The sequence below is a fragment of the Aquirufa sp. A-Brett2-W8 genome (assembly GCF_054558755.1).
In genome coordinates, this window is the sequence record NZ_JBPXKS010000005.1 from 222,750 (window position 1) to 243,543 (window position 20,794).

Sequence of the window (20,794 nt, forward strand, 5' to 3'; positions counted from 1 at the left end):
TAGAATCGGTTCAAAGGCTAACCCTTTGGAGATTCTGATTGGTATCTTATTTCAAAGTTACCAATAGACAAATTACTGCTGCGAATAACGCAACCGCCTCCACGAAGGCAGCAACGATTAACATCGCACCTTGAATTTTTCCAGATGCTTCTGGTTGGCGAGCGATAGCTTCCATAGCAGAACCACCGATACGGCCGATACCAACTCCAGCTCCTAAAGCAGCTAAACCAGCACCAATACCTGCAAGACCAAGACCTACAGAAACTTCTAATAAAATCGATAAAATAGACATACGATTTGGGTTTATATAATAAAAAAAAATTTACAAATTAATGATGATGCTCCTCTACCGCCGATCCGATATAATTCGAAACTAACATCGTAAAAATGAAGGCTTGGATGAAGGCAACAATTAGCTCGATTACGTTCATGAAAAGAGAGAAAGGAACTACTGCTAGTCCTAATGCTGCATTTTCAAAAATGAAAATCAAGGATACTAAACTTAATAAAATGATGTGACCTGCGGTGATATTCGCGAACAAACGAACCATTAAAGAGAACGGTTTCATGAAAACACCGACAATTTCTACCGGAGTTAAGATAATTAACATCCACTTAGGAACACCTGGCATCGCGAAGATATGAGTCCAATAGGTAGAACGGCCATTTACGTTCGTTACAATAAAAGCTATGATGGCTAAAACTAGTGTTACGGCGATATTACCCGTCACGTTTGCTCCTCCCGGAATCAAACCTAACATGTTATTGAACCAAATAAAGAAGAAGATTGTCAACAAATAAGGCATAAAACGACGGTAGTGTTTCTCGCCAATGTTATTTTTTGCAATCTCGTCACGAACAAAAATAATGATAGGCTCGAACATCGATTGTAAGCCTTTAGGTGCTCTATGTGGATTATCTTGGTATTTTTTACCTATACCGATAAAGATGGTCAATAATAAAACAGCTGATAGAAATAAGGACGCTACATTTTTCGTAATCGAAACATCATATACCTTCTCGCCATTTTCTGCGTGAATTCTTCCATGCTCTAAAACGAACCCATTATAAGGGATCTCCTCGTGGTGCTCGTTTTTGAAATTAGCGGACGAAAAAACCTGCAGACCTGCTGATGCGGTATAAACAATACAAGGCAAAGGTAAGGTAGCATGAAAATGACCTACTGTGAAGAAGTGCCATTCGTGTTCATCCGCAATGTGGTGAAGAATTAGTTTACCCGGATCGAATTTTTCTGATTTAGCCTCAGCTGGAGCAGCTGTTTCCTTCACCTCAGAAGTAGGAGCTGCAGCGGGTTCGTTTGCGAACGCCGATAAGCTGATAAAGCTGAGGAATAGCCCTAGTAGGATATTCGAAAAGTACATTTTTTGTATTGAAGTCTTAACCTGCATCTGAAATATTAATCTTGCTATTTTCTAAAAACGTCGCAAGTTACGAAGCAAACCAAAAATTTCAAAATTTGTGCTACATAAATAGAGTACAAAAAAGTTGCTGGCGAACAAGACCATATCTTCGGTGTGGATATAGGCGAAATAACCGATGAAAACGACGCTAAAAATAAATCGAATCGTAAGCGAAATCAGTTGGAATGGAATGAATTTCTCTCCATCCTTTTTTAAGCCAAGCTGAGCGAGATTGAAGGTTAAATAGGTTTGGAAAAGTAGAAAGACAAAGATGAATTTTAGCTCAGGATGCAAGTAGGTCTGGAGGCTAGTTTGTGCAAGTGCATAAAGTAGGCCACCTAATACCCCATAGAAAATACCTATTTTTAACATGGGGCAAATATCGTCAGAAAGGAATTAATCGGCAAAGATTTTGGAAAAAAGCGAATTCGGCTGTTACTTGCGTCTTCAAATCAAAAAGCCCCGCTTGTTGATTTATAAAGAAGAAGGGAGAGACTAGGCTCAATGAACTTCTGGCAACCCGTCTGCAAATGTTGACCCCGGTGCTAATTCCTACCCCAGGCGGTGCCTGTTTAGGGAAATATAAACCATTTTGTGCATGCAAGCTGAGTTTCATCATTTTCAATCGTCGTCACCATTTGCCCTTGAATTAGGGGGGGAATTGCCTGTTTTAGATTTGGCTTACCAAACCTGGGGAAAACTCAACGCTAAAAAGGATAATGTCGTGTGGATTTGCCATGCCTTCACCGGAAGTCACGATGTGGCAGAATGGTGGCAAGGACTCGTAGGGTCAGGAAAGCTCTTTAATCCTGAGAATAACTTAATTGTCTGTGTGAATATTTTAGGATCGCATTATGGTTCGTCTGGTCCCTTATCGGTGAATCCGAGAACAGGGAAGCCCTATTTTCATACGTTTCCGGACGTGACGATTCGCGATGTCGTGTCTAGCTTCGAGGTTTTGCGGAAGGAATTAAAAATAACGAAGATCAAAACTTGTATCGGAGGCTCTTTAGGTGGTCAGCAAACCGTAGAATGGGCGATTATGAATCCGGGTCTAATCGAAAACCTCATCTTAGTAGCGACGAACGCTATTCATTCGCCTTGGGGAATTGCTTTTAATGAGTCCCAAAGAATGGCCATCGAAGTCGACCCCACTTGGAAAGAATCCCAGCCTAAGGCGGGTATAGAAGGTATGAAAGCCGCACGCGCGACTGCCCTGATCTCCTACCGGAATTACGAAACCTATCAGATTACGCAAGCCAGAAAAGAAAATTCCTTCGGATCGTCTTTACGGGCCGTTTCCTACCAGCGCTACCAGGGCGAAAAATTAGCTCAGCGTTTTAACGCCTATTCCTATTTTCAACTTTCGAAAATGATGGATACGCAAGATGTGGGTCGTAATCGCGGCGGTTCGATCGCCGCTTTAAAGCAAATTCAATCAAAAACCTTGGTGATAGGAATTAAATCCGATGCCTTGTTTCCGATTGTGGAGCAGGAGTTTTTGGCTAAATACATACCAGATGCCTCTTTCCACGTCATCGATTCCCTATATGGACACGATGGATTCTTAATTGAAAGTGGATTAATGACCAAAGCCGTTCGTTTGTGGCAGAAATTACAGCGATTAGAGGTTAATCCGATGGCCGATTTCTTTCAGGCCTTAGAAGCTAAAATGCTATCCCATGAAATTTCATAATAAAGTAGTTTGGATTACAGGGGCGTCCTCCGGAATCGGAGAGGCTTTAGCCTATGCTTTTGCGGCGGAAGGAGCGCTATTAGTATTGTCTGCGCGTCGCGAGGAGGAATTGCAGCGAGTGGCGAAAGCGTGTGGCAATGCTTACGTGCTTCCTTTCGATATGCTTTCTTTAGCTGAACATACGGAACGGGTGAATGATGTCATCAACACCTATGGACGGATTGATTACCTCGTCTTAAATGCAGGGGTTTCCCAACGTTCTTTTGTGAAAGACACCGAATTCGACGTTTATCGCCGTCTTTTTGAGGTGAATTTCTTTTCGATAGTTTCTTTAACGCAGGCGGTTTTGCCTATTTTCGCCGCTCAAAAATTAGGCGTTTTCGTTCCGATTGCCTCAGTTGCTGGACGAATTTCTACTCCTCGAAGAGCCGCTTATGGCGCGACGAAGCATGCTTTAATTGGTTTTTTTGATTCGGTTCGGGCGGAAGTTTTTGCCGATGGGATTCGCGTGACCACGATTTTGCCTGGCTATATCAAGACGAACATTTCCCTTCACGCGATGAATGAGAAAGGGGAGGCCTATGGTAAAATGGATCCGAATCAGGCCAAAGGCCTAGATCCCAACTTCACCGCAGTGAAAATTTTGCAAGCAATTCTAGCTGGGAAAAATGAGTTCTTCGTTGGCGGTTTCCTCGAAGGATTTGGGCTATTTGTGAAGCGCTTCTTTCCTTCGATTATGCCATTTATGTTGCGTAAGATTAAGAATACGTAGGTTTGCTTTTATTATCTTGGAAGAAGAATAAGAACAAGAGTAAAACCACCCCAGCGATTGCCGCCGGCACCATCCAAACCGCTTGCCAATTCTTCACGTCATTGACCGTATAGTAATCGAGTACGATGCCAGAAAGCTTCGATCCGATTCCCATGCCTATCCCATATGTCGCGAAGGTGATCAAGCCTTGCGCGGAATTCTTGATTTTATCGCCCGCTTTTTGGTCCGTATAAATCTGTCCCGTCACAAAGAAGAAATCATAACATACCCCATGAAGAATAATTCCGATATATAAGATCCATTCGCTCGAAATCCCATCCCCATAGCCAAAACAAAGGAATCGAATAATCCAGGCCATCAGACCCACCACAAGCATCTTTTTCACTCCTAAACGGATAAAAGCCACCGGAATTAAGAGCATGAAAATTACCTCAGACGCTTGCCCTAAGGACATTTTATTCTCCACATTGCTCATGTGAGAATCAGTCAGTGATGGATTTGCCATCGCATAATAGAAGGACAAAGGAATACAGATTAAAATAGAGGAGATAAAGAAGATTAAGAAGGAACGATCTTTGAATAGTTTCAAGGCATCTAAACCCAAAATTTGGCCTACTGACGCATTTTTATCACCTTTCGGTGGCGTATTAGGTAAGGTAAATGAATATATTCCTAGCAGGAATGAAGTGTACATGGCGATTTCAAAAATAGCCACCTTGTCTCCTAAGGCATAAAAACCGATGATATTAGTCACCACAATCCACGCGATGGTTCCGGTCACACGAATGCTGGGGAATTCTTTCTCTGGATTGGACATCTGGTTCATTGCGATGGAATTCGACAAGGCTAGATTAGGGGCGAAACAGAGGGTATAGGCCAAAATATACCAGAAAAACACCTCTGGATCTCTTTCTAAACTAAGAAAATAGAGGATAACACCGCCCAAAATATTTAAAACACCCATCACTTTTTCAGCTGAGAAGTAACGGTCTGAGATTAAGCCTACAAAGAAGGGGGCAAATATGGAGGCGATAGCAAAAGTGGTGTATGCATTACCCACTTGGTCACCAGAAGCGTGCAAATTATCTAATAAATATTTACTCATCTGTCCGTACCAGGCTCCCCATCCGAAGAACATCAGGAACATCATAGACATGAGTTGAAACTTGACACTATTTTTCATTTTTTTCAGGTTTAGATAGTCCAAAAATACAAATTTGTCTGATATTTAAAATTTTCTGAAAATATATTTTTGAGTGCTTTTGCTTGTTTTCAAATACTGATTTTTACTAATTCTGCCATTTTTTTTCAACATTAGTTCGTTTTCGCATCTAGTTTTTTCAAATAATACAAAAATCTCATTTTTTCCCCCTAAAACACAACTTCAATGCTTTCTTGAGCGAATAGCTATTAATTTGATAAACCGTATTATTTATACTTTTTTTGGATGTTGAATTATTTTCAGCACCCTTTTTATGTTAGGAATCTTATTAATATCAGCTCGGCCTACTGGCGAATTTCAAGGATCAATGCCCTTGTTCTTAACTGCGTTCACGTTGATTTCGTTAGCATTAATCGGTTTTGGAATTTTCCTTTTCAAAAAGCGCAAGGAGTGGGTACATAATTCAAAAATGACCTACGGTAAAATCGTTGAAATCTCAAAGCGCTATTCCCGCGATGACCACAGCGGTCGTTTCCCTATTTATTTTCCCATCGTCGCCTACTACGTGAATGGGTTAGAATTCAGACGTGAAGCGGATAAAGGTTTGGCCAAAAACTGCGAAATAGGACAAGAAATACCCGTTCGCTACCTATCAGAAAATCCCTACGAAGCGTCATTAGCTGAAAATACCGTCCCCGGTTTAAATCCATCCATCTTCTTCGCGATGGGAATCTTGATGTTAGCTAGCGCTATCATCCTTTCAATACTGAAGTCTTAATTTCATTTTTCACGTGTATTGTGTAAATTAGTTCCAAAATCTAGGACTATGGAAACCCCCGTTAAAGAAAAAACCGATTTTAGAAATTACAATCAAGGCGAAATTATGGCTGCCGTAAAAGAACACTATCGTAAGATGCGTACGCGTCAGACATATGATTATGTTCAGCGCATGAAGGCTAAATACCTCACCTTCGAGCGTCCTATGGACCTTTGGGACATGATGGAACGCTTAAATGCCTTAATCGATGTTTCCGATCCAGACATAAATCTTCCTAATGTCATTCACTTATTGCAATCTGCCGAAGGCCTACGCGCCGATGGTCGTCCTGACTGGATGCAATTAGTCGGATTGATTCATGATTTAGGCAAAGCCATGTACTTATTTGGTTCAGATGAAGACGGCACCTCCCAGGCAGAGCAGTGGGGTTTAGTAGGGGATGTCTTCGTGGTAGGCTGTAAATTGCCTAATTCTTGTGTCTATCCTGAGTTCAACGAATTAAATCCGGACATGCAAGATTCAAGATACAATACCGAATTAGGTGTTTATGAAGCAGGCTGTGGTTTAGATAAGTTGCATTTAGCCTGGGGGCATGATGAATATCTATACCAAGTATTAAAAAATCACCCCAATAACCAGATTCCAGAAGCAGGAATGGCGATGGTGCGTTACCATTCCTTTTACCCATGGCACTCGGGTGGAAGTTACAAAGCTTTATTATGCGAAAAAGATGCGCAGTACTTAGAGTGGATTCGTGATTTCAATCAATACGATCTGTATTCTAAATCCCCGGTGGTTCCTAATTACGAGGAATTGAAGGAATATTATAAGCCGATTGCGGAGAAATATCTCGGCAGCGGTCCTATATTCTGGTAATTAAAAGACCCGAAGTCTCGTTATTCCTAGCGAAAAGACTCGGCTTCGGGTCTTTTAATTACCATGAATATGGACTCTTTCTTAACTACATAAAAAAGTGCCCCTTGAAAATGGCATATAAACTAAAATACCCCTTGAAAATGGCGCGAGCACATATTTTCTACGGGGTATTTTAGTTTTAATCTCTTTCTGAAATAAGTTTTAGATTGGGGTTAAGAATCCGCCAATTCTCTTTCCAGAGATTATTTGAAGTATCGTAGCCAAAAATATTTATGCAATAACATTTTAGGCTACGATACTACAAATGATCACCATCCATCATCCTTCTTAGCCTTCTTCGCCGGCGCCGGCACTTTCGCTGCACCAGGACTCGATTTTGCACCTACTTTGGCACCCTGACCCGAAGCCACATTCACATCCAAAGCCACCCGACTAAAAACGCGACAAACGATTTTCCAATCGTCATTGATCTTCATCAAACTTAATAAGTCGATGTATTTGAAGTCTTCGAATTTGAATTCCACCGTAGCGACTGCCGAAGTTCCAGCATAAGAATAATTAACAAGATTCCCTGTTGCTTTAGCTCCACCAGCTGGCATCCCGGCAACAAATTTGCGTAAAGGAGTGTCTGTGATTTTCCCTGTACCCGTATTCAGGTTTCTTAAAAGGGCATTGCTAGCAAAAGCGCGGTTAATGCTGGCGGAATCTCCCTTAGTAAATCCCTCGGTATAGGAGTTGATAGTAGATTTGATTCCCTCGTCTTCCGACTGAGCGAATGCGGTTGTGCCGAATAGGCAAAGGAACGCAATAAATAAGTTTTTCATGGTTAATTAATTTAGTTTCCTCCTGAAGTTTCGTTCTCTGCCGGGAGATTTTCTCCTTTTAAGAAATACTTCGCTTTTTCAGGATACAAAATGGATTGTACGATATTGATTTTGGCCAAAGAATGATTCGCCATATTTCCTAAAATGATAATAGCCGAATTGTCTTTTTGATTATGTAAATAATAGTTTTTAAAACCATGCCACCAACCGGTGTGGTAGGTTAGCCATTCGCCGTTTTCTAATTGCTTCAAACGCCAGCCTAAACCATAATTAGTCGTTAGGACTTTAGGCTTCGTATGCTGAGGCGTAAAAGCTTGATCTAAAGAGCTGAGTTTGATAACGGTTTCTGAATTTAACGCTTGATCCCAAAGAAACATATCCTCCACCGTTGAATAAATTCCTTTATCTCCCGTTACGCCGTCTAAATGATCGAATCCGACTACTGCCAGGCCAGAGCGTTTTGGCTGATAACCAGTAGCTGATTTTTTTAATTGTTCGGGATGTAGTGGATTATAAACAAATGACTCGGTCATCCCCGCTGGTATGAAGATATTCTCTTTCACATATTCTCGGAAACCTTTTCCGCTAATACGCTCCACGATATAGGCTAGTAAAATATAATTCGTGTTATTATAATGGAATTGACGATTAGGATGGTAATCGATGCCTGGTTTGATCTTAGTAAACAGTTCTACAACTTTAGCATTTGTTAAAGGAGTTTTCTTGTCATAGTATTTGTCCAAACAATACGCATAATTAGCAAGCCCAGACTTATGTGTCAATAAACTGCGGATTGTAATACTAGAATCATAAGGGAACCCGGGAATATGCTGCTCCACGCGGTCATCTAATTTTAATTTTCCTTGTTCCATCAACTGCAAGATGGAAACCGCAGTAAATTGTTTTGAGACAGAGGCGAGTTGAAAAGGCGTTCGGGTGCTTAATTGATCTTTCGTGAAGTTATTTGCAATCCCAAAGGCACGCTTATAAATAACTTTACCATATTGAGCGACTAACACCGTGCCATTGAATCCAGTGTTCTTCTGAAGTGCTTTGAAAAATGTATCAAGCTTTACCGCTTTTTTTTGTGCTATTATTGGGTCAAAAAGCGTAGCAATACTGTCATTTCTTTTTTCAACGGTGCTTTTGCCAGCGAAAAAATGTCCAGGAATATTATTGCAGGAAGCCATGCAAAATAAGGAGGCTAAAATTCCAAGAGCTAAAGACCTGCGATTCATAGACGAATATGCGAAATGTATTTGTTAAATTTAAAAGCAATTTAATCAGAAAAGGCCTTAATTCAAACCCCTATGTTAGCGCGTATTTTAGTTTTCTTTTTTCAGGTCTTGATACGAATCTACCAAGGAATGATTTCGCCCTTTTTGCCTAATTCCTGCCGCTATTCGCCATCTTGTTCTGAATATGCGAAGCAAGCCCTTCAAAAGCATGGTTTAATCGAGGGTTTACGACTAACCATTCGACGCATCAGTAGTTGTCATCCCTGGGGAGGAAGCGGCCATGATCCAGTGCCTTGATAAAAATGAACAGTATAGCATTGTTCGAATTGTATTATTCCAATTTTGGCCTAAATTATTTTTGGCATTAGATTACCGAAAAAAAACTGATATTTTTTTTCAAATATTTTCTATTGAAAAAATACAATCGATTCAAGCCTGATTTCGCCATTTATGATTTTTTGTTCCCCTAAAATACGGCCTCTGTTTACAATTAGATAACAATTAGATTATTTTCAGATTCAGTCCTATACTGTGCTAGTTTAGAAGAAAATCTGACTTTTGTGCAATTTATTAGCCCTCCGTCATCGATTCATTATCTTAAATCATTTTTTTATTCAATTTATTCTTCTTTTTTTTGTGGAGGTTTTGATATTAGTTATACTATATATAAGATGACATGAGCTATTTGGAAAGGTTTCGGCCAGCAAAATTTCATTAATCAGTATATAATAGGAATAAGTACAGAGCCTACTAGAATCATTAATTATTTTTAACCCTTAATTTTTCACTTATGATTCATTCTTACAAGAGAGTGGGTCGCCTTGTGCGATCAAGTGTTAGTAACCTAGGCTTCAAGCAAGCTTTTAGTGTTGCTGTTGCACTAGTAATTTCCTTGGGTGCTTTCGCCCAAGATGTGGTTTCAGGTAAAGTAACTGACTCGAAAGATGGTTCAGCTATTCCTGGTGTTTCTGTCACTGTTAAAGGTACCACTAGAGGTGCTCAAACTGACATTAACGGTACTTATAAAGTAAATGCAGGAAGTGGTAGCACTTTAGTATTCACTTTTGTAGGTTATGCTAAAAAAGAAGTTTCTGCTACAGGTTCTGTAGTGAACGTTTCTTTAGCTGCTGACAATCAATCTTTAGAAGAAGTTGTGGTAGTAGGTTATGGTACTCAAAAGAGAAAAGAGATTTCAGGAACTGTAACAAGTTTAGGATCTCGTGATTTCAATGCGGGTATTGTGACTAACCCATTAGCTGCTGCTCAAGGTAAAGTAGCTGGTTTAGTGATTACTCAATCTTCAGGTGATCCTAATGCTCGTCCTACTGTACGTTTACGTGGTACAGGTTCATTGAACGCAGGTTCTGAGCCTTTATACGTTATTGACGGTGTGATTGGTGCTCCTATCGAAAACGTTGCTCCAGAGGATATTTTATCTATGGACGTGTTACGTGATGCATCTTCTGCAGCTATCTACGGTTCTCGTGGTGCGAATGGTGTTATCTTAATTAACACAAAACGTGGTAAGTCAGGTGCTCCTACAGTTGATTATTCAGCTTATGTAGGTGCTGAGACTATCTCTCAACGTCCAGAATTATTAAATGCTGCTGAATTCCGCGCTGCGGCTGCGAAATACAAGCAAACATTTGATGACAATGGTGCTAACACAGATTGGTTAGATGTAATCACTCGTACTGCGGTTTCTCAAAACCACAACGTAGGTGTTTCAGGCGGTTCTGAGAACTTGTCTTACCGTGCTTCAGTAGGTTATTTAGACCAAACTGGTACATTAATCGGTTCAGGAAAAGATCGTTTAACTGGTCGTTTGAACTTAGATGCGAAAGCATTAGATGGTAAATTAATCATGAAGTTCAACATGTCTGCAATGCAAACAAACGGAACTTTCTCTGATAACCGTGCGATTGGTTTTGCAATGAACATGCGTCCAACAGATCCAGTTTATGCTGCTAATGGAAACTACTTCCAATTACCAGGTACATTTGCTAACTTCAATCCATTAGCTGCTTTAGAGAAGAAAACGAACACACAACGTTTGCAAGACTTCTTATTCAATGCTTCAGCTGGTTATACAATCATGGATGGTTTAGTATTTAACGTGTCAGGTACTTTACGTACTCAGAGCGCGAACAATGCATATTTCGCAGCAACTACACCAGGTAACTTGTTATCAACTGTAGGTGGAAACTCTGCATCTCGTTCTTTAAACGCGGTAACTGATAAGCAATTAGAAGCTACTTTGAACTGGACTAAGAAATTATCTGATGTGTCTACATTGACATTATTAGGAGGTTATACGTATCAAGATGTTGTTAACGACGGTTTCGGTGCTTCTAATAACAACTTCTTAACGGATGCGTTTGAAGCTAATAACTTAGGCTCTGGTTTAGGTATTCGTTCGAATCCAAATCTTTTGTATTCTTACAAAAACGAATATAAATTGGTTTCTTTCTTGGCACGTGCTCAGTACTCGTTAATGAACAAGTATTTCGCTACAGTGAACATGCGTCGTGATGGTTCGACTAAATTCGGTGATAACAACAAGTGGGGTTTATTCCCATCCGTTTCAGTGGGTTGGTCATTATCTGAGGAGGCATTCTTGAAAGGAAATACAACTATCGATAACTTGAAGCTTCGTGTTTCTTGGGGTAGAACTGGTAACTCGGAAGGTATTCGTCCGTTGTTATCTAAATCATTCTATGGTCCTTCTGGAACATACTATGATGGTAGTGCTGATGACTTCTTGCCATCATATGCGGTACAATCTAATCCTAATCCTAACTTGAAGTGGGAGGTTAACGAAAACTACGGTACTGGTATTGACTTCTCTATCTTGAAAGGTAAATTAACTGGATCGATTGACTGGTATACTCGTCAAACTAAAGATTTATTATATACAGTTAATGCTCCACAAGAAAAAGGATATGTTTATCCAACTATCTTAGCGAACATTGGTTCGATGCAAAACCGTGGTATTGAGATCTCTGCATCTTACCAATGGTTAGATACGCAAGATTGGTCAATTAGCTCTACATTCGCTGGTTCTTTCAACCAAAACGAATTGATCTCATTGAAAAACGATGAGTTCGCAGCAGCTGACCAAGTATTCTTATCTACTTCTTTAGGTAGCTACATCCGTGGTACTTCAGCAGTAAACTTCTCTGTATTACAAGCAGGTCAACCAGTAGGTGTATTCTACGGAGCTAAGATTTCTAAAATCGAAAATGGCAAATACATATTCCAAGACCTTAATGGTGATGGTACTGTAGATCCTAACGCTAAAGACCGTACTTATATTGGAAATCCTAACCCTACTTTCGTAGGTGGTTTAACTACTAACGTACGTTACAAAGCATTTGACTTACAATTCCAATTCACTGGAAATGCAGGTGCTAAAATCGTTAACACGAACAACTTGTTACTAGGTCGTCAAGATGGTCGTTTAGGAGAATCTAATGCGTTGAAAACTGCTTTAACTTCGGTTATCAATGATGAGCGTACAATCCCTATGGACTACTACGTTGAATCAGGAGATCACATCCGTTTAAATAACGCTTCTTTAGGTTATACTTTACCAGTTAAAGGTGTATTCAAGAGAGCTCGTATTTATGTAGCTGGTAACAACTTATTGTTGTTCACTAACTATTCAGGTGTTGATCCAGAAGTTAGCCAAAACCTTTCTATTGGTAACGCTGCTCCTGGTATCGATGTTCGTGAGACTTACTACAAAACTCGTGCCTTTACTGCGGGTATTAATTTGTCTTTCTAAAACATAATTGCCACACTATTAGTTATATAACTTAATTAATAAAATAATTAAAAAAATGAAAAAATATATCTATAAAGTACTTTCAGTAGGTGTTTTCGCTTCGTTAGCCCTATCGTCTTGTACAGATTTGACTGAGCCAGTTTACGATTCGATCCCAGCGGATCAATTCTTAAAGACTGATGCTCAAATTGCTGCGGCACTAGGACCTGCTTATGGTGGTCTTCGTGGAATCACATGGGATTGGTTTAATCCAAGTGAAGCATCTTCGGATGAAATGATTGTTCCTACTCGTGGTGGTGACTGGTTTGATGGTGGTGACTGGTTGGCGTATTCTCGCCACACTTGGACTCCTCAACACGGTCCTATTAATGGAATGTGGGGATTCATATTTGGTAATATCTCTCAAGTGAACCAATTGATCCCAGTAGTAGCTGCTAACCAAAAAGCGGTAGATGAGTTACGTGCAGTACGTGCTATCTATTACTTCATGGCTGTAGATGCATTCGGTAATGTGCCTATCGTAACAGATAACAAATCTTCTGCTGCGACTAAGACGCGTGCTGAGGTTTATGCATTTATCGTTTCTGAATTAACAGCAGCTATCCCTAACTTAACTTCAGGTAAATCATACTCTCGTATGACGCAAGATGCTGCTAAAGCATTATTAGCAAAAGTATACTTGAACGCAGGTGTTTACAAAGGAGCTACAGAATGGCAAAAAGCATATGATACAGCTGATCAAGTGATCAAATCTTCGAATGGCTGGTCATTATCTTCTTCTACGTTGTCTAACTTTGTTGTTCAAAACCAAGGTTCAAACGAGAATATCTTTTCTATCCCATTTGATTCATTCAAAGCGGGTGGTATGAACTTCCACATGAGAACGTTACACTATGCTAACCAACAAACGTATGGTTTAGGTAACTCTCCTTGGAATGGTTTCTGTACTTTAGCTGATTTCTACAACTCATTTGAGTCTAATGACTTACGTGGTGCGATGTGGATCAAAGGACAGCAATATGCTTCTTCTGGAGCTAAATTGAAAGATGCAAAAGGTGCTGATTTAGCATTCGTTGCGGATTGGGAAAAAGATCAAATGACTGATGCAGATGCTGTTTTCCAAGTAGCTGGTATTCGTTCTCAGAAATATGAGATCCAAAAGAACAACCCGAACGCTGATCAGTCAAATGACTATGTATTCTTACGTTTAGCTGATGTTATCTTAATGCGTGCAGAAGCTGCGTTCCGTTTAGGAAATACAGCGCAAGCGTTAACTGATATCAACGCTATCCGTACTCGTTCTGGTGTTGCTGCTTTAACAGCTGTAACTGCTGACGATGTCTTAGCTGAGCGTGGTCGTGAGTTAGCTTGGGAAGGATGGAGACGTAATGACTTAATTCGTTTCAACAAGTTCTCTAATGAGCGTAAGTTCATGAAGGTTACAAACAAGACGCGTGAATTGTTCCCAATTCCACAGCCTCGTCGTGATGCGAATCCATTATTAACTCAAAACCCAGGATATTAATCTTTAGGTTTTCTATAGAAAGGCAGAACCGATTGGTTCTGCCTTTTTGTTTTATAGGGGTTTTATATACCCCTTCCATTTTGTATTTTTGTGTCGTAAAAAATCATGCTTTTAGGATGAAATATTTCAGTCTATATCTTCTTGTTATTTTAGGTTTATTTTCTTGTTATAAGAACGAGGATACGCTTTTCGAGGAGTTACCTGCGGAGCAGACAGGTATTGATTTTGTGAATCGCAGTTTAGAGAAAAAAGAATTTAATATCTTCAATTACCGTAACTTCTATAACGGAGGTGGTGTGGCTATTGGAGATGTAAATAATGATGGATTATCGGATCTTTTTGTGACGTCTAATTTCGAAGACAATAAATTGTATTTGAACAAGGGGGCAATGAAATTTGAGGATATCACCGTTAAAGCGGGGATAGTGGGGAAGAAGTTTTGGTCTACAGGCGTCACATTTGCAGATGTGAATGGAGATGGTTTGATGGATATTTATGTATGTAATTCTGGTTCTCGTGATCAGCGTGGGAATCAATTATATATCAATCAAGGAATTAAGGCTGGCGTTCCTTCTTACAAGGAACAGGCGAAAGAGGCAGGACTGGCGGATGGTGGATTTTCGACACACGCAGCCTTCTTCGATTATGATCGGGATGGGGATTTAGATATGTATTTATTGAATAACAGCTTTACCCCAATAGATAAATTAGGGTATACGAATTTACGCGAGGAGCGAGATAAATTAGGGGGTGATAAGTTATTTAGAAATGATAGCAAGGGTGGAAAGGAACTTCATTTTACCGATGTGTCGGAGACGGCGGGTATTTATGGAAGTTTAATTGGTTTTGGTTTGGGAATTACGCTAGGCGATGTGAATAATGACAACTGGCCAGATATTTATATTTCAAATGACTTTTACGAGCGCGATTACTTGTACATTAATCAGCAGAATGGCACGTTTAAGGAAGATTTAGAGAATCAGATGCCGCATATTTCCTTGAGCTCAATGGGGGCTGATATGGCGGATTTGAATGATGATGGCTATATGGACATCTTCGTGACAGATATGTTACCAGGGGATGATCGCCGTTTGAAGACGACGTCCGTTTTTGAGGGATATAATTTAGTGGAATTGAAGAAGAAGCGAGGATTTTGGCATCAATATATGCGCAATAACTTGCAATTGAATAATGGCGACGGGACCTTCTCTGAGGTGGGTCAATTAGCCGGTGTTCATGCAACAGACTGGAGCTGGGGCGCCTTGATCTTCGATATGGACAATGACGGGAAGAAGGATATTTTTGTGGCAAATGGAATTGCTAAAGATCTAACGGATCAGGATTTCGTCGATTTCTTAGGGGATCGCAACACGATGCAGCAGATGTTAGATGGGAAGAAATTTGACTACAAAGAATTTACAGACAAGATCTCGTCTGTACCTATCCCAAATTATGCGTTTAAGAACGAGGGAGATTTAAAGTTCTCGAATCAAGGCAAGGCTTGGGGTATTGAAGGACCCGGCTTCTCGAATGGTTCGGCTTATGGGGATTTAGATAATGACGGTGATTTGGATTTAGTGGTGAATAATGTCAATTCGCCTCTATCCGTTTATAAGAATAAGACGAATGAGAAATTGAAGAACCATTATTTGACGGTGCACTTGAAAGGGATGGATCGCAATTTAAATGGTATCGGAGCGCGCGTGACGGTATATCAAAAAGGAGGTTTCAAAGTATTGCAGCAGATGCCTAACCGTGGTTTTCAGTCGTCCAGTGATCACCAGATGGTGTTTGGTTTAGGAGCAAACGGGGCGATTGATTCGGTACAAGTTTTATGGCCAAATGATAAGATAGAGACGATTAAATCGGTTAAATCAGATCAGGTGATTACGCTGAAGCAAGAGAATGCGGCTGAAATCTTCCATTTCTTTGAAGTGAAACAAACCCCTATTTTTGCTGATGTAACTGCAGGTATGTTGGATTATTTACACGTGGAAAGTAAGTTTAATGACTACGATCGGGATGTATTATTGAAACAAAAGTATTCCTCTCAAGGACCCGCCCTAGCTGTGGGGGATGTGAACGGAGATGGTTTAGAGGATATTTATTTAGGTGGTGCTGCTGGTCAGATTAAAAAATTATTTATCCAGAAAGCTGGAGGAAAGTTTATAGACTCTCCGCAAGCTGATTTTAGCCTAGATCAAACGACAGAAAACACGGATGCAATCTTCTTCGATGCGGATAAGGATGGAGACCAGGATTTATTCGTAGTGACGGGAAGTAATGAGTTCGAAGAAAATGCACCCGAATTACATGATTTATTGTACCTAAATGATGGGAAAGGAAATCTGAAAAGGGATGTAAGGTTCCCGATGATTTATGAGAATGGATCGAGTGTTTCTGCGGCGGATTATGATAAAGATGGTGATATCGATCTTTTCGTGGGAACGCGGATGGTGAATGCGAAGTATGGCTTAAGCGCCCAAAGCAATTTATTCATCAACGACGGTACGGGTGGATTCAAGAATCAATCGAAGCGTTATATGCCACAGGTAACTGACTTAGGGATGGTAACCGATTCGGAATGGTCGGATGTGAATGGGGATGGATATCAAGATTTAGTGGTAACACAAGATTGGGGTCCAGTGGTTGTGTTTAAGAACGAAAGAGGTAGAAAATTAAGCAAGCAGGAGCCTGTGGCTGGATCTGAAGGTCTTTGGTCATGTATCAAGCCGGCGGACATTGATGGTGATGGAGATATGGATTTTGTGTTAGGGAATTTTGGCCTTAATTCAAAAATTAAAGCTTCAGCTGAGTCACCAGCCTACTTACACGTAGGGGATTTCGATAAGAATGGTTCTGTCGAGCAAATCATCTCTTGCGTAACGGAGGATGGAAATACCTATCCGATGGTTCTGAAAGGGGAGATGCAGCGCGCACTTCCGATGATCAAGAAGAAATTTATTAAGTACAAGGATTACGCGAACAAGACAGTAGAAGAATTATTCACAGAGGAACAGCGAGAAGGAGGAACGGTGCGTCTAATAACGACTACGCAATCTTCGTTCCTAATCAATGATGGTAAAGGAAACTTTAGTTTGCAAGCCTTGCCGTATCAAGCTCAATTCTCGCCTATTAGGGGAATTCAAAGTGGTGATTTCAATAAGGATGGTAAGCTAGATATTTTATTAGCGGGTAATTTCTTCGATTCTCTTCCAGAATGGGGACGTTTCGATGCGAACTATGGTCTATTATTAGAAGGCCAAGGCCAAGGTAAATTCGCCGTGAAATTATCAAAGCAAACTGGATTTAAAACAATCGGTCAAGTACGTAATATGGCTCTCGTTAAAGGAGGGAAGTCGACCTATGTAGTTTTGGCCAAAAACGATGACAAAGCCCAAGTATTTAAATTTTAAGACAATGCGTTACAATTATTTATTCTTTTTTCTTTTTTCGCTTGCTCTCTTTGCCTGCAATTCAGGTGATGATGTGGTGCTTTTTGAAAAATTAGATGCAGAAAAGACGCACATCGATTTTTCAAATAATATCACGGAGACCAAGGATTTCAACATCCTAGATTACCTCTATTTCTATAATGGTGGAGGCGTTTCTTCTGGCGATATTAATAATGATGGGTTAGTAGATTTGTTTTTTGTGTCGAACCAAGGCAAGAACAAATTATACCTCAATAAGGGTAATATGGAATTCGAAGATATTTCAGTGAAAGCGGGAATTGAAGGTTTCTCCGATTGGAAAACGGGGGTTACTATGGCTGATATCAATGCAGATGGCTTCTTGGATATGTACATTTGTGCTGTAGGAAATTACAAAGGTTTAGAAGGTTCTAATGAATTGTATATCAATAATGGGGACAACACCTTTACGGAAAAATCGAGTGAGTATGGTTTGGATTTCACAGGTTTTTCTACGCAGGCGGCTTTCTTCGATTACGATAAAGATGGCGATTTAGATTGCTATTTATTAAATCACGCCGTGCACAACACGCGGTCGTACGATCGCGTAAATACGCGTTCGCTAAAAGATAACGAGGCGGGGGATTATTTGTATCGAAATGATAAAGGGAAATTTGTGGATATTTCTAAAGAATCCGGCATCTACCAAGCGGCGATGGGATATGGGCTAGGCATCTCTGTAGCGGATATTAATAACGATGGCTGGTCAGATATTTACGTGAGTAATGACTTCCACGAAGACGACTATTATTATATCAACCAAAAAGACGGAACGTATAAAGAGGGAATTCGGGATCACTTCAAGCACTTGAGTCGTTTCTCGATGGGTTCTGACGTGGCTGATATAAATAATGATGGCTTCCAAGACGTGATGACGTTGGATATGTATCCGGATGACGAGAAGGTGGAAAAGTCGTCGGTGGGCGAGGATCCTTTGGACATTTATATGTACAAATTGCAGTTCGGTTATTTCAATCAATATTCGAGAAATTGCCTTCAGTTGAATATGGGAGGTGAAAAATTCTCCGACATCGCCGCCTCTTCTGGAGTTGTCGCGACAGATTGGAGTTGGTCGACCTTGATGAATGATTATGATGGCGATGGAATCAAAGATATTTTTATCTCGAATGGTATTTTGCGCCGCCCGAATGACTTAGATTACTTGAAATTCATTATCGGGGATTCCTTGCATTACGGTGTGCCTACTTCGGAGAAATTGGATCAAGAAGCAATCGATTTAATGCCGGATGGTCGTGTACATAACTATATATTCAAAGGAGCAAAGGATTTGCGCTTTGAGGACAAATCAGTGAAATGGGGTTTCGAGGATAAAGGCGTTTCGAACGGCTCGACCTATGCGGATTTAGATAACGATGGGGACTTAGATTTAGTAACGAATAATTTGAACGAGAAGGCGAGTGTATACCAAAACAACAGCCGCCAATTGTTGAAGCATAATTTCGTCAAAGTCAAGTTCAAAGGCGATGGCGGAAATACGTTCGGTATTGGGGCAAAGGTCATCTTGAAAACGAAGGACGGTCAGCAATTACAGCAGATGATGCCGACGCGTGGATTCATGAGTTCGGTGGAGCCTATATTGCTTTTCGGAATAGGTGATTTGCAACAGGTGGAGGAGATGCTGGTGATTTGGGAGAATGAAAAAATGCAGATTGTTAAAAATCCGACCATCAACACAACGCTGACGATGGAGCAGAAAAATGCGACGGTTAACGTGAAAGATTATGTGTTCTCTGTACCTGTGAAGCCTCTATTTGAGGAAGTTACGGCAGGAATTGCCGTACCATACCAGCACCAAGAGAATGTCTATTTCGATTTCAATCGAGAATTATTAATTCCATTCAAGGTGTCTATCGAAGGGCCTAAAATCGCCGTAGGCGATGTGAATGGAGATGGTTTAGAGGATGTGTATTTGAGTGGGGCTAAATACCAGGCAGGACAATTATTAATTCAAAAAGGGGCAGGGTTTGTCGTTTCTAATCAACCTGTCTTTCAGGCGGATTCCTTGTATGAGGATGTAGATGCCTTGTTCTTTGATGCGGATGGCGACAAGGACTTAGATCTTTATGTGGTGACTGGAGGAAACGAATTTTTTGATAAAATGCCGGAGCAATTCGATCGTCTGTATCTAAACGATGGGAAAGGTAATTTCACTCGATCTTTAAACGCGCTTCCTCCAATGTATGATAATAAATCGGTGGTTCGTCCTTGTGACATTGACCGCGATGGAGATATGGATTTGTTCGTGGGTGGTCGCGTGGTGGGTTATTCCTATGGGGCTTCGCCGCGATCCTATTTATTAGTGAATGATGGAAAAGGTCACTTTGCGGATAAGACCGTGGCTCTAGCGCCAGAATTACGGGAGGCAGGGATGCTTACGGAGGCGGTTTGGGCAGATATAGATAAAGATGGAGATCAGGACTTAACGGTGGTGGGTGATTGGATGCCGATCAAAACCTTTGAGAATACAAAAGGTAAATTCAAACTAATCGAGAATGGCTTAGAGGAGAAGACGGGATTCTGGTCGGGCATAACGGCAGCGGATTTTGACAAAGATGGTGATATCGATTTTATCGTAGGAAATCTAGGAACGAATACGAAATTGCGCAAAGAACTAGGTGGGCAATTACGGATGCAGATTAAGGACATTGATAAAAACGATACAAAAGAACACATCGTTGCCTATAGCCGCGGAGATGACTGGTTCCCAATCAACGGTAAAGATGAGATGGGAAAACAGATTCCAAGTGTCATCAATAAGAAATATACGGCCTATAATTTATTCGCTGGCAAAACGGTGGAAGAGATTTTTGGAGATAAAGAATTAGAGGGAGCCGTTGAAAAACGGGTGAACACCTTTGAATCTATGTACCTGGAAAATCAAGGAAATAAGACCTTCAAAATGGTGCCACTTCCTGAACTTGCTCAAGTTTCTAAAATTATGGTCTTGCGAACAGAGGACGTGGACAAAGATGGAAACTTGGACGTGATCGTAGGAGGAAACTTTAACGGTGCTTCGATGTACCAGGCCCGTTATGACGCCTTCTTTGGCCTAATTCTGAAAGGAAATGGGAAAGGCGGGTTTAAAACGCTGATTCCAACAGACACCGGATTATTGTTAGAAGGAGATATTCGCGATATAAAGCAGGTGAAGACCACGGCCGGAATTTTGTACCTGGTTGCACGTAACAACGATAAATTGCAGGTATTTAAGAAATTATAGG

Annotated in this window: 15 protein-coding genes and 1 riboswitch; of the genes, 9 read left to right on the top strand and 6 right to left on the bottom strand. The window is 40.6% G+C overall.

The genetic code is table 11. From position 1 onward, the window contains the following. Positions 1–46 precede the first annotated feature (46 nt). Genes atpE through ACST13_RS06120 form a run of 3 tightly spaced genes read right to left on the bottom strand, consistent with a single transcriptional unit; the run spans position 47 to position 1,793 of the window. Positions 47–292 carry an ATP synthase F0 subunit C gene (gene atpE / locus ACST13_RS06110; RefSeq protein ID WP_395617216.1) on the bottom strand — a complete coding sequence of 82 codons (246 nt, stop codon included), beginning with the start codon at positions 290–292 and terminating at the stop codon, positions 47–49. A 37-nt stretch (positions 293–329) separates the two neighbouring features. Continuing rightward, positions 330–1,382, bottom strand: a complete 1,053-nt coding sequence (gene atpB / locus ACST13_RS06115; RefSeq protein WP_459522332.1) for a F0F1 ATP synthase subunit A — start codon at positions 1,380–1,382, stop codon at positions 330–332. Between the two features lie 51 nt (positions 1,383–1,433). Continuing rightward, complete coding sequence (locus ACST13_RS06120) at positions 1,434–1,793, bottom strand: hypothetical protein (RefSeq protein ID WP_459522333.1); 360 nt, start codon at positions 1,791–1,793, stop codon at positions 1,434–1,436. Positions 1,794–1,892: 99 nt separating this feature from the next. Continuing rightward, a riboswitch (SAM riboswitch) is annotated at positions 1,893–2,010 on the top strand. 9 nt (positions 2,011–2,019) lie between these two features. On the opposite strand from ACST13_RS06120, the gene ACST13_RS06125 reads away from it, so the two are divergent. Both ACST13_RS06125 and ACST13_RS06130 read left to right on the top strand, forming a co-directional pair. Beyond that, a complete protein-coding gene (locus ACST13_RS06125) occupies positions 2,020–3,117 on the top strand; it encodes a homoserine O-acetyltransferase family protein (protein WP_459522334.1) in 1,098 nt (365 codons plus the stop codon). Continuing rightward, the gene (locus ACST13_RS06130) at positions 3,104–3,889 is read left to right on the top strand and encodes an SDR family NAD(P)-dependent oxidoreductase (RefSeq protein WP_459522335.1); all 786 of its coding nucleotides are present in this window, start codon (positions 3,104–3,106) and stop codon (positions 3,887–3,889) included. Before ACST13_RS06125 ends, ACST13_RS06130 begins: the two co-directional genes overlap by 14 nt. Here ACST13_RS06130 and ACST13_RS06135 read toward each other — a convergent pair. Beyond that, complete coding sequence (locus ACST13_RS06135) at positions 3,876–5,072, bottom strand: nucleoside permease (RefSeq protein WP_459522336.1); 1,197 nt, start codon at positions 5,070–5,072, stop codon at positions 3,876–3,878. The genes ACST13_RS06130 and ACST13_RS06135 overlap by 14 nt on opposite strands. A 292-nt stretch (positions 5,073–5,364) precedes the next feature. Here ACST13_RS06135 and ACST13_RS06140 point away from each other — a divergent pair, with 292 nt between their 5' ends. Both ACST13_RS06140 and ACST13_RS06145 read left to right on the top strand, forming a co-directional pair. Beyond that, complete coding sequence (locus ACST13_RS06140; protein ID WP_459522337.1) at positions 5,365–5,829, top strand: DUF3592 domain-containing protein; 465 nt, start codon at positions 5,365–5,367, stop codon at positions 5,827–5,829. Positions 5,830–5,877: 48 nt separating this feature from the next. Further along, the gene (locus ACST13_RS06145; protein ID WP_459522338.1) at positions 5,878–6,705 is read left to right on the top strand and encodes an inositol oxygenase family protein; all 828 of its coding nucleotides are present in this window, start codon (positions 5,878–5,880) and stop codon (positions 6,703–6,705) included. A gap of 308 nt (positions 6,706–7,013) precedes the next feature. On the opposite strand, the gene ACST13_RS06150 is transcribed toward ACST13_RS06145, so the two are convergent. Then, positions 7,014–7,529, bottom strand: coding sequence for a nuclear transport factor 2 family protein (locus tag ACST13_RS06150; RefSeq protein WP_459522339.1), 516 nt, complete (start codon positions 7,527–7,529; stop codon positions 7,014–7,016). 11 nt (positions 7,530–7,540) lie between these two features. After that, on the bottom strand, positions 7,541–8,719 hold the full coding sequence (locus ACST13_RS06155) for a serine hydrolase domain-containing protein (protein ID WP_459522340.1): 1,179 nt from the start codon (positions 8,717–8,719) through the stop codon (positions 7,541–7,543). Positions 8,720–8,839: 120 nt separating this feature from the next. Here ACST13_RS06155 and yidD point away from each other — a divergent pair, with 120 nt between their 5' ends. The 5 genes from yidD (at position 8,840) to ACST13_RS06180 (ending at position 20,793) form a co-directional block, all read left to right on the top strand. Continuing rightward, a complete protein-coding gene (gene yidD / locus ACST13_RS06160; RefSeq protein WP_459522341.1) occupies positions 8,840–9,064 on the top strand; it encodes a membrane protein insertion efficiency factor YidD in 225 nt (74 codons plus the stop codon). Between the two features lie 493 nt (positions 9,065–9,557). Beyond that, positions 9,558–12,554, top strand: coding sequence for a SusC/RagA family TonB-linked outer membrane protein (locus ACST13_RS06165; protein WP_459522342.1), 2,997 nt, complete (start codon positions 9,558–9,560; stop codon positions 12,552–12,554). 55 nt (positions 12,555–12,609) lie between these two features. Beyond that, the gene (locus ACST13_RS06170) at positions 12,610–14,079 is read left to right on the top strand and encodes a RagB/SusD family nutrient uptake outer membrane protein (protein ID WP_459522343.1); all 1,470 of its coding nucleotides are present in this window, start codon (positions 12,610–12,612) and stop codon (positions 14,077–14,079) included. 116 nt (positions 14,080–14,195) lie between these two features. Continuing rightward, entirely contained in the window at positions 14,196–17,495 is a 3,300-nt protein-coding gene (locus ACST13_RS06175) for a VCBS repeat-containing protein (protein ID WP_459522344.1), read from the top strand. Between the two features lie 4 nt (positions 17,496–17,499). Next, a complete protein-coding gene (locus ACST13_RS06180; protein WP_459522345.1) occupies positions 17,500–20,793 on the top strand; it encodes a VCBS repeat-containing protein in 3,294 nt (1,097 codons plus the stop codon). The last annotated feature ends 1 nt before the right edge of the window (position 20,794 follow it).

Bases quoted from the DNA above. Each gene is read 5' to 3' on its own strand.
- atpE (WP_395617216.1), bottom strand. From the start codon at position 292: ATGTCTATTTTATCGATTTTATTAGAAGTTTCTGTAGGTCTTGGTCTT.
- atpB (WP_459522332.1), bottom strand. From the start codon at position 1,382: ATGTACTTTTCGAATATCCTACTAGGGCTATTCCTCAGCTTTATCAGC.
- ACST13_RS06120 (WP_459522333.1), bottom strand. From the start codon at position 1,793: ATGTTAAAAATAGGTATTTTCTATGGGGTATTAGGTGGCCTACTTTAT.
- ACST13_RS06125 (WP_459522334.1), top strand. From the start codon at position 2,020: ATGCAAGCTGAGTTTCATCATTTTCAATCGTCGTCACCATTTGCCCTT.
- ACST13_RS06130 (WP_459522335.1), top strand. From the start codon at position 3,104: ATGAAATTTCATAATAAAGTAGTTTGGATTACAGGGGCGTCCTCCGGA.
- ACST13_RS06135 (WP_459522336.1), bottom strand. From the start codon at position 5,072: ATGAAAAATAGTGTCAAGTTTCAACTCATGTCTATGATGTTCCTGATG.
- ACST13_RS06140 (WP_459522337.1), top strand. From the start codon at position 5,365: ATGTTAGGAATCTTATTAATATCAGCTCGGCCTACTGGCGAATTTCAA.
- ACST13_RS06145 (WP_459522338.1), top strand. From the start codon at position 5,878: ATGGAAACCCCCGTTAAAGAAAAAACCGATTTTAGAAATTACAATCAA.
- ACST13_RS06150 (WP_459522339.1), bottom strand. From the start codon at position 7,529: ATGAAAAACTTATTTATTGCGTTCCTTTGCCTATTCGGCACAACCGCA.
- ACST13_RS06155 (WP_459522340.1), bottom strand. From the start codon at position 8,719: ATGGCTTCCTGCAATAATATTCCTGGACATTTTTTCGCTGGCAAAAGC.
- yidD (WP_459522341.1), top strand. From the start codon at position 8,840: ATGTTAGCGCGTATTTTAGTTTTCTTTTTTCAGGTCTTGATACGAATC.
- ACST13_RS06165 (WP_459522342.1), top strand. From the start codon at position 9,558: ATGATTCATTCTTACAAGAGAGTGGGTCGCCTTGTGCGATCAAGTGTT.
- ACST13_RS06170 (WP_459522343.1), top strand. From the start codon at position 12,610: ATGAAAAAATATATCTATAAAGTACTTTCAGTAGGTGTTTTCGCTTCG.
- ACST13_RS06175 (WP_459522344.1), top strand. From the start codon at position 14,196: ATGAAATATTTCAGTCTATATCTTCTTGTTATTTTAGGTTTATTTTCT.
- ACST13_RS06180 (WP_459522345.1), top strand. From the start codon at position 17,500: ATGCGTTACAATTATTTATTCTTTTTTCTTTTTTCGCTTGCTCTCTTT.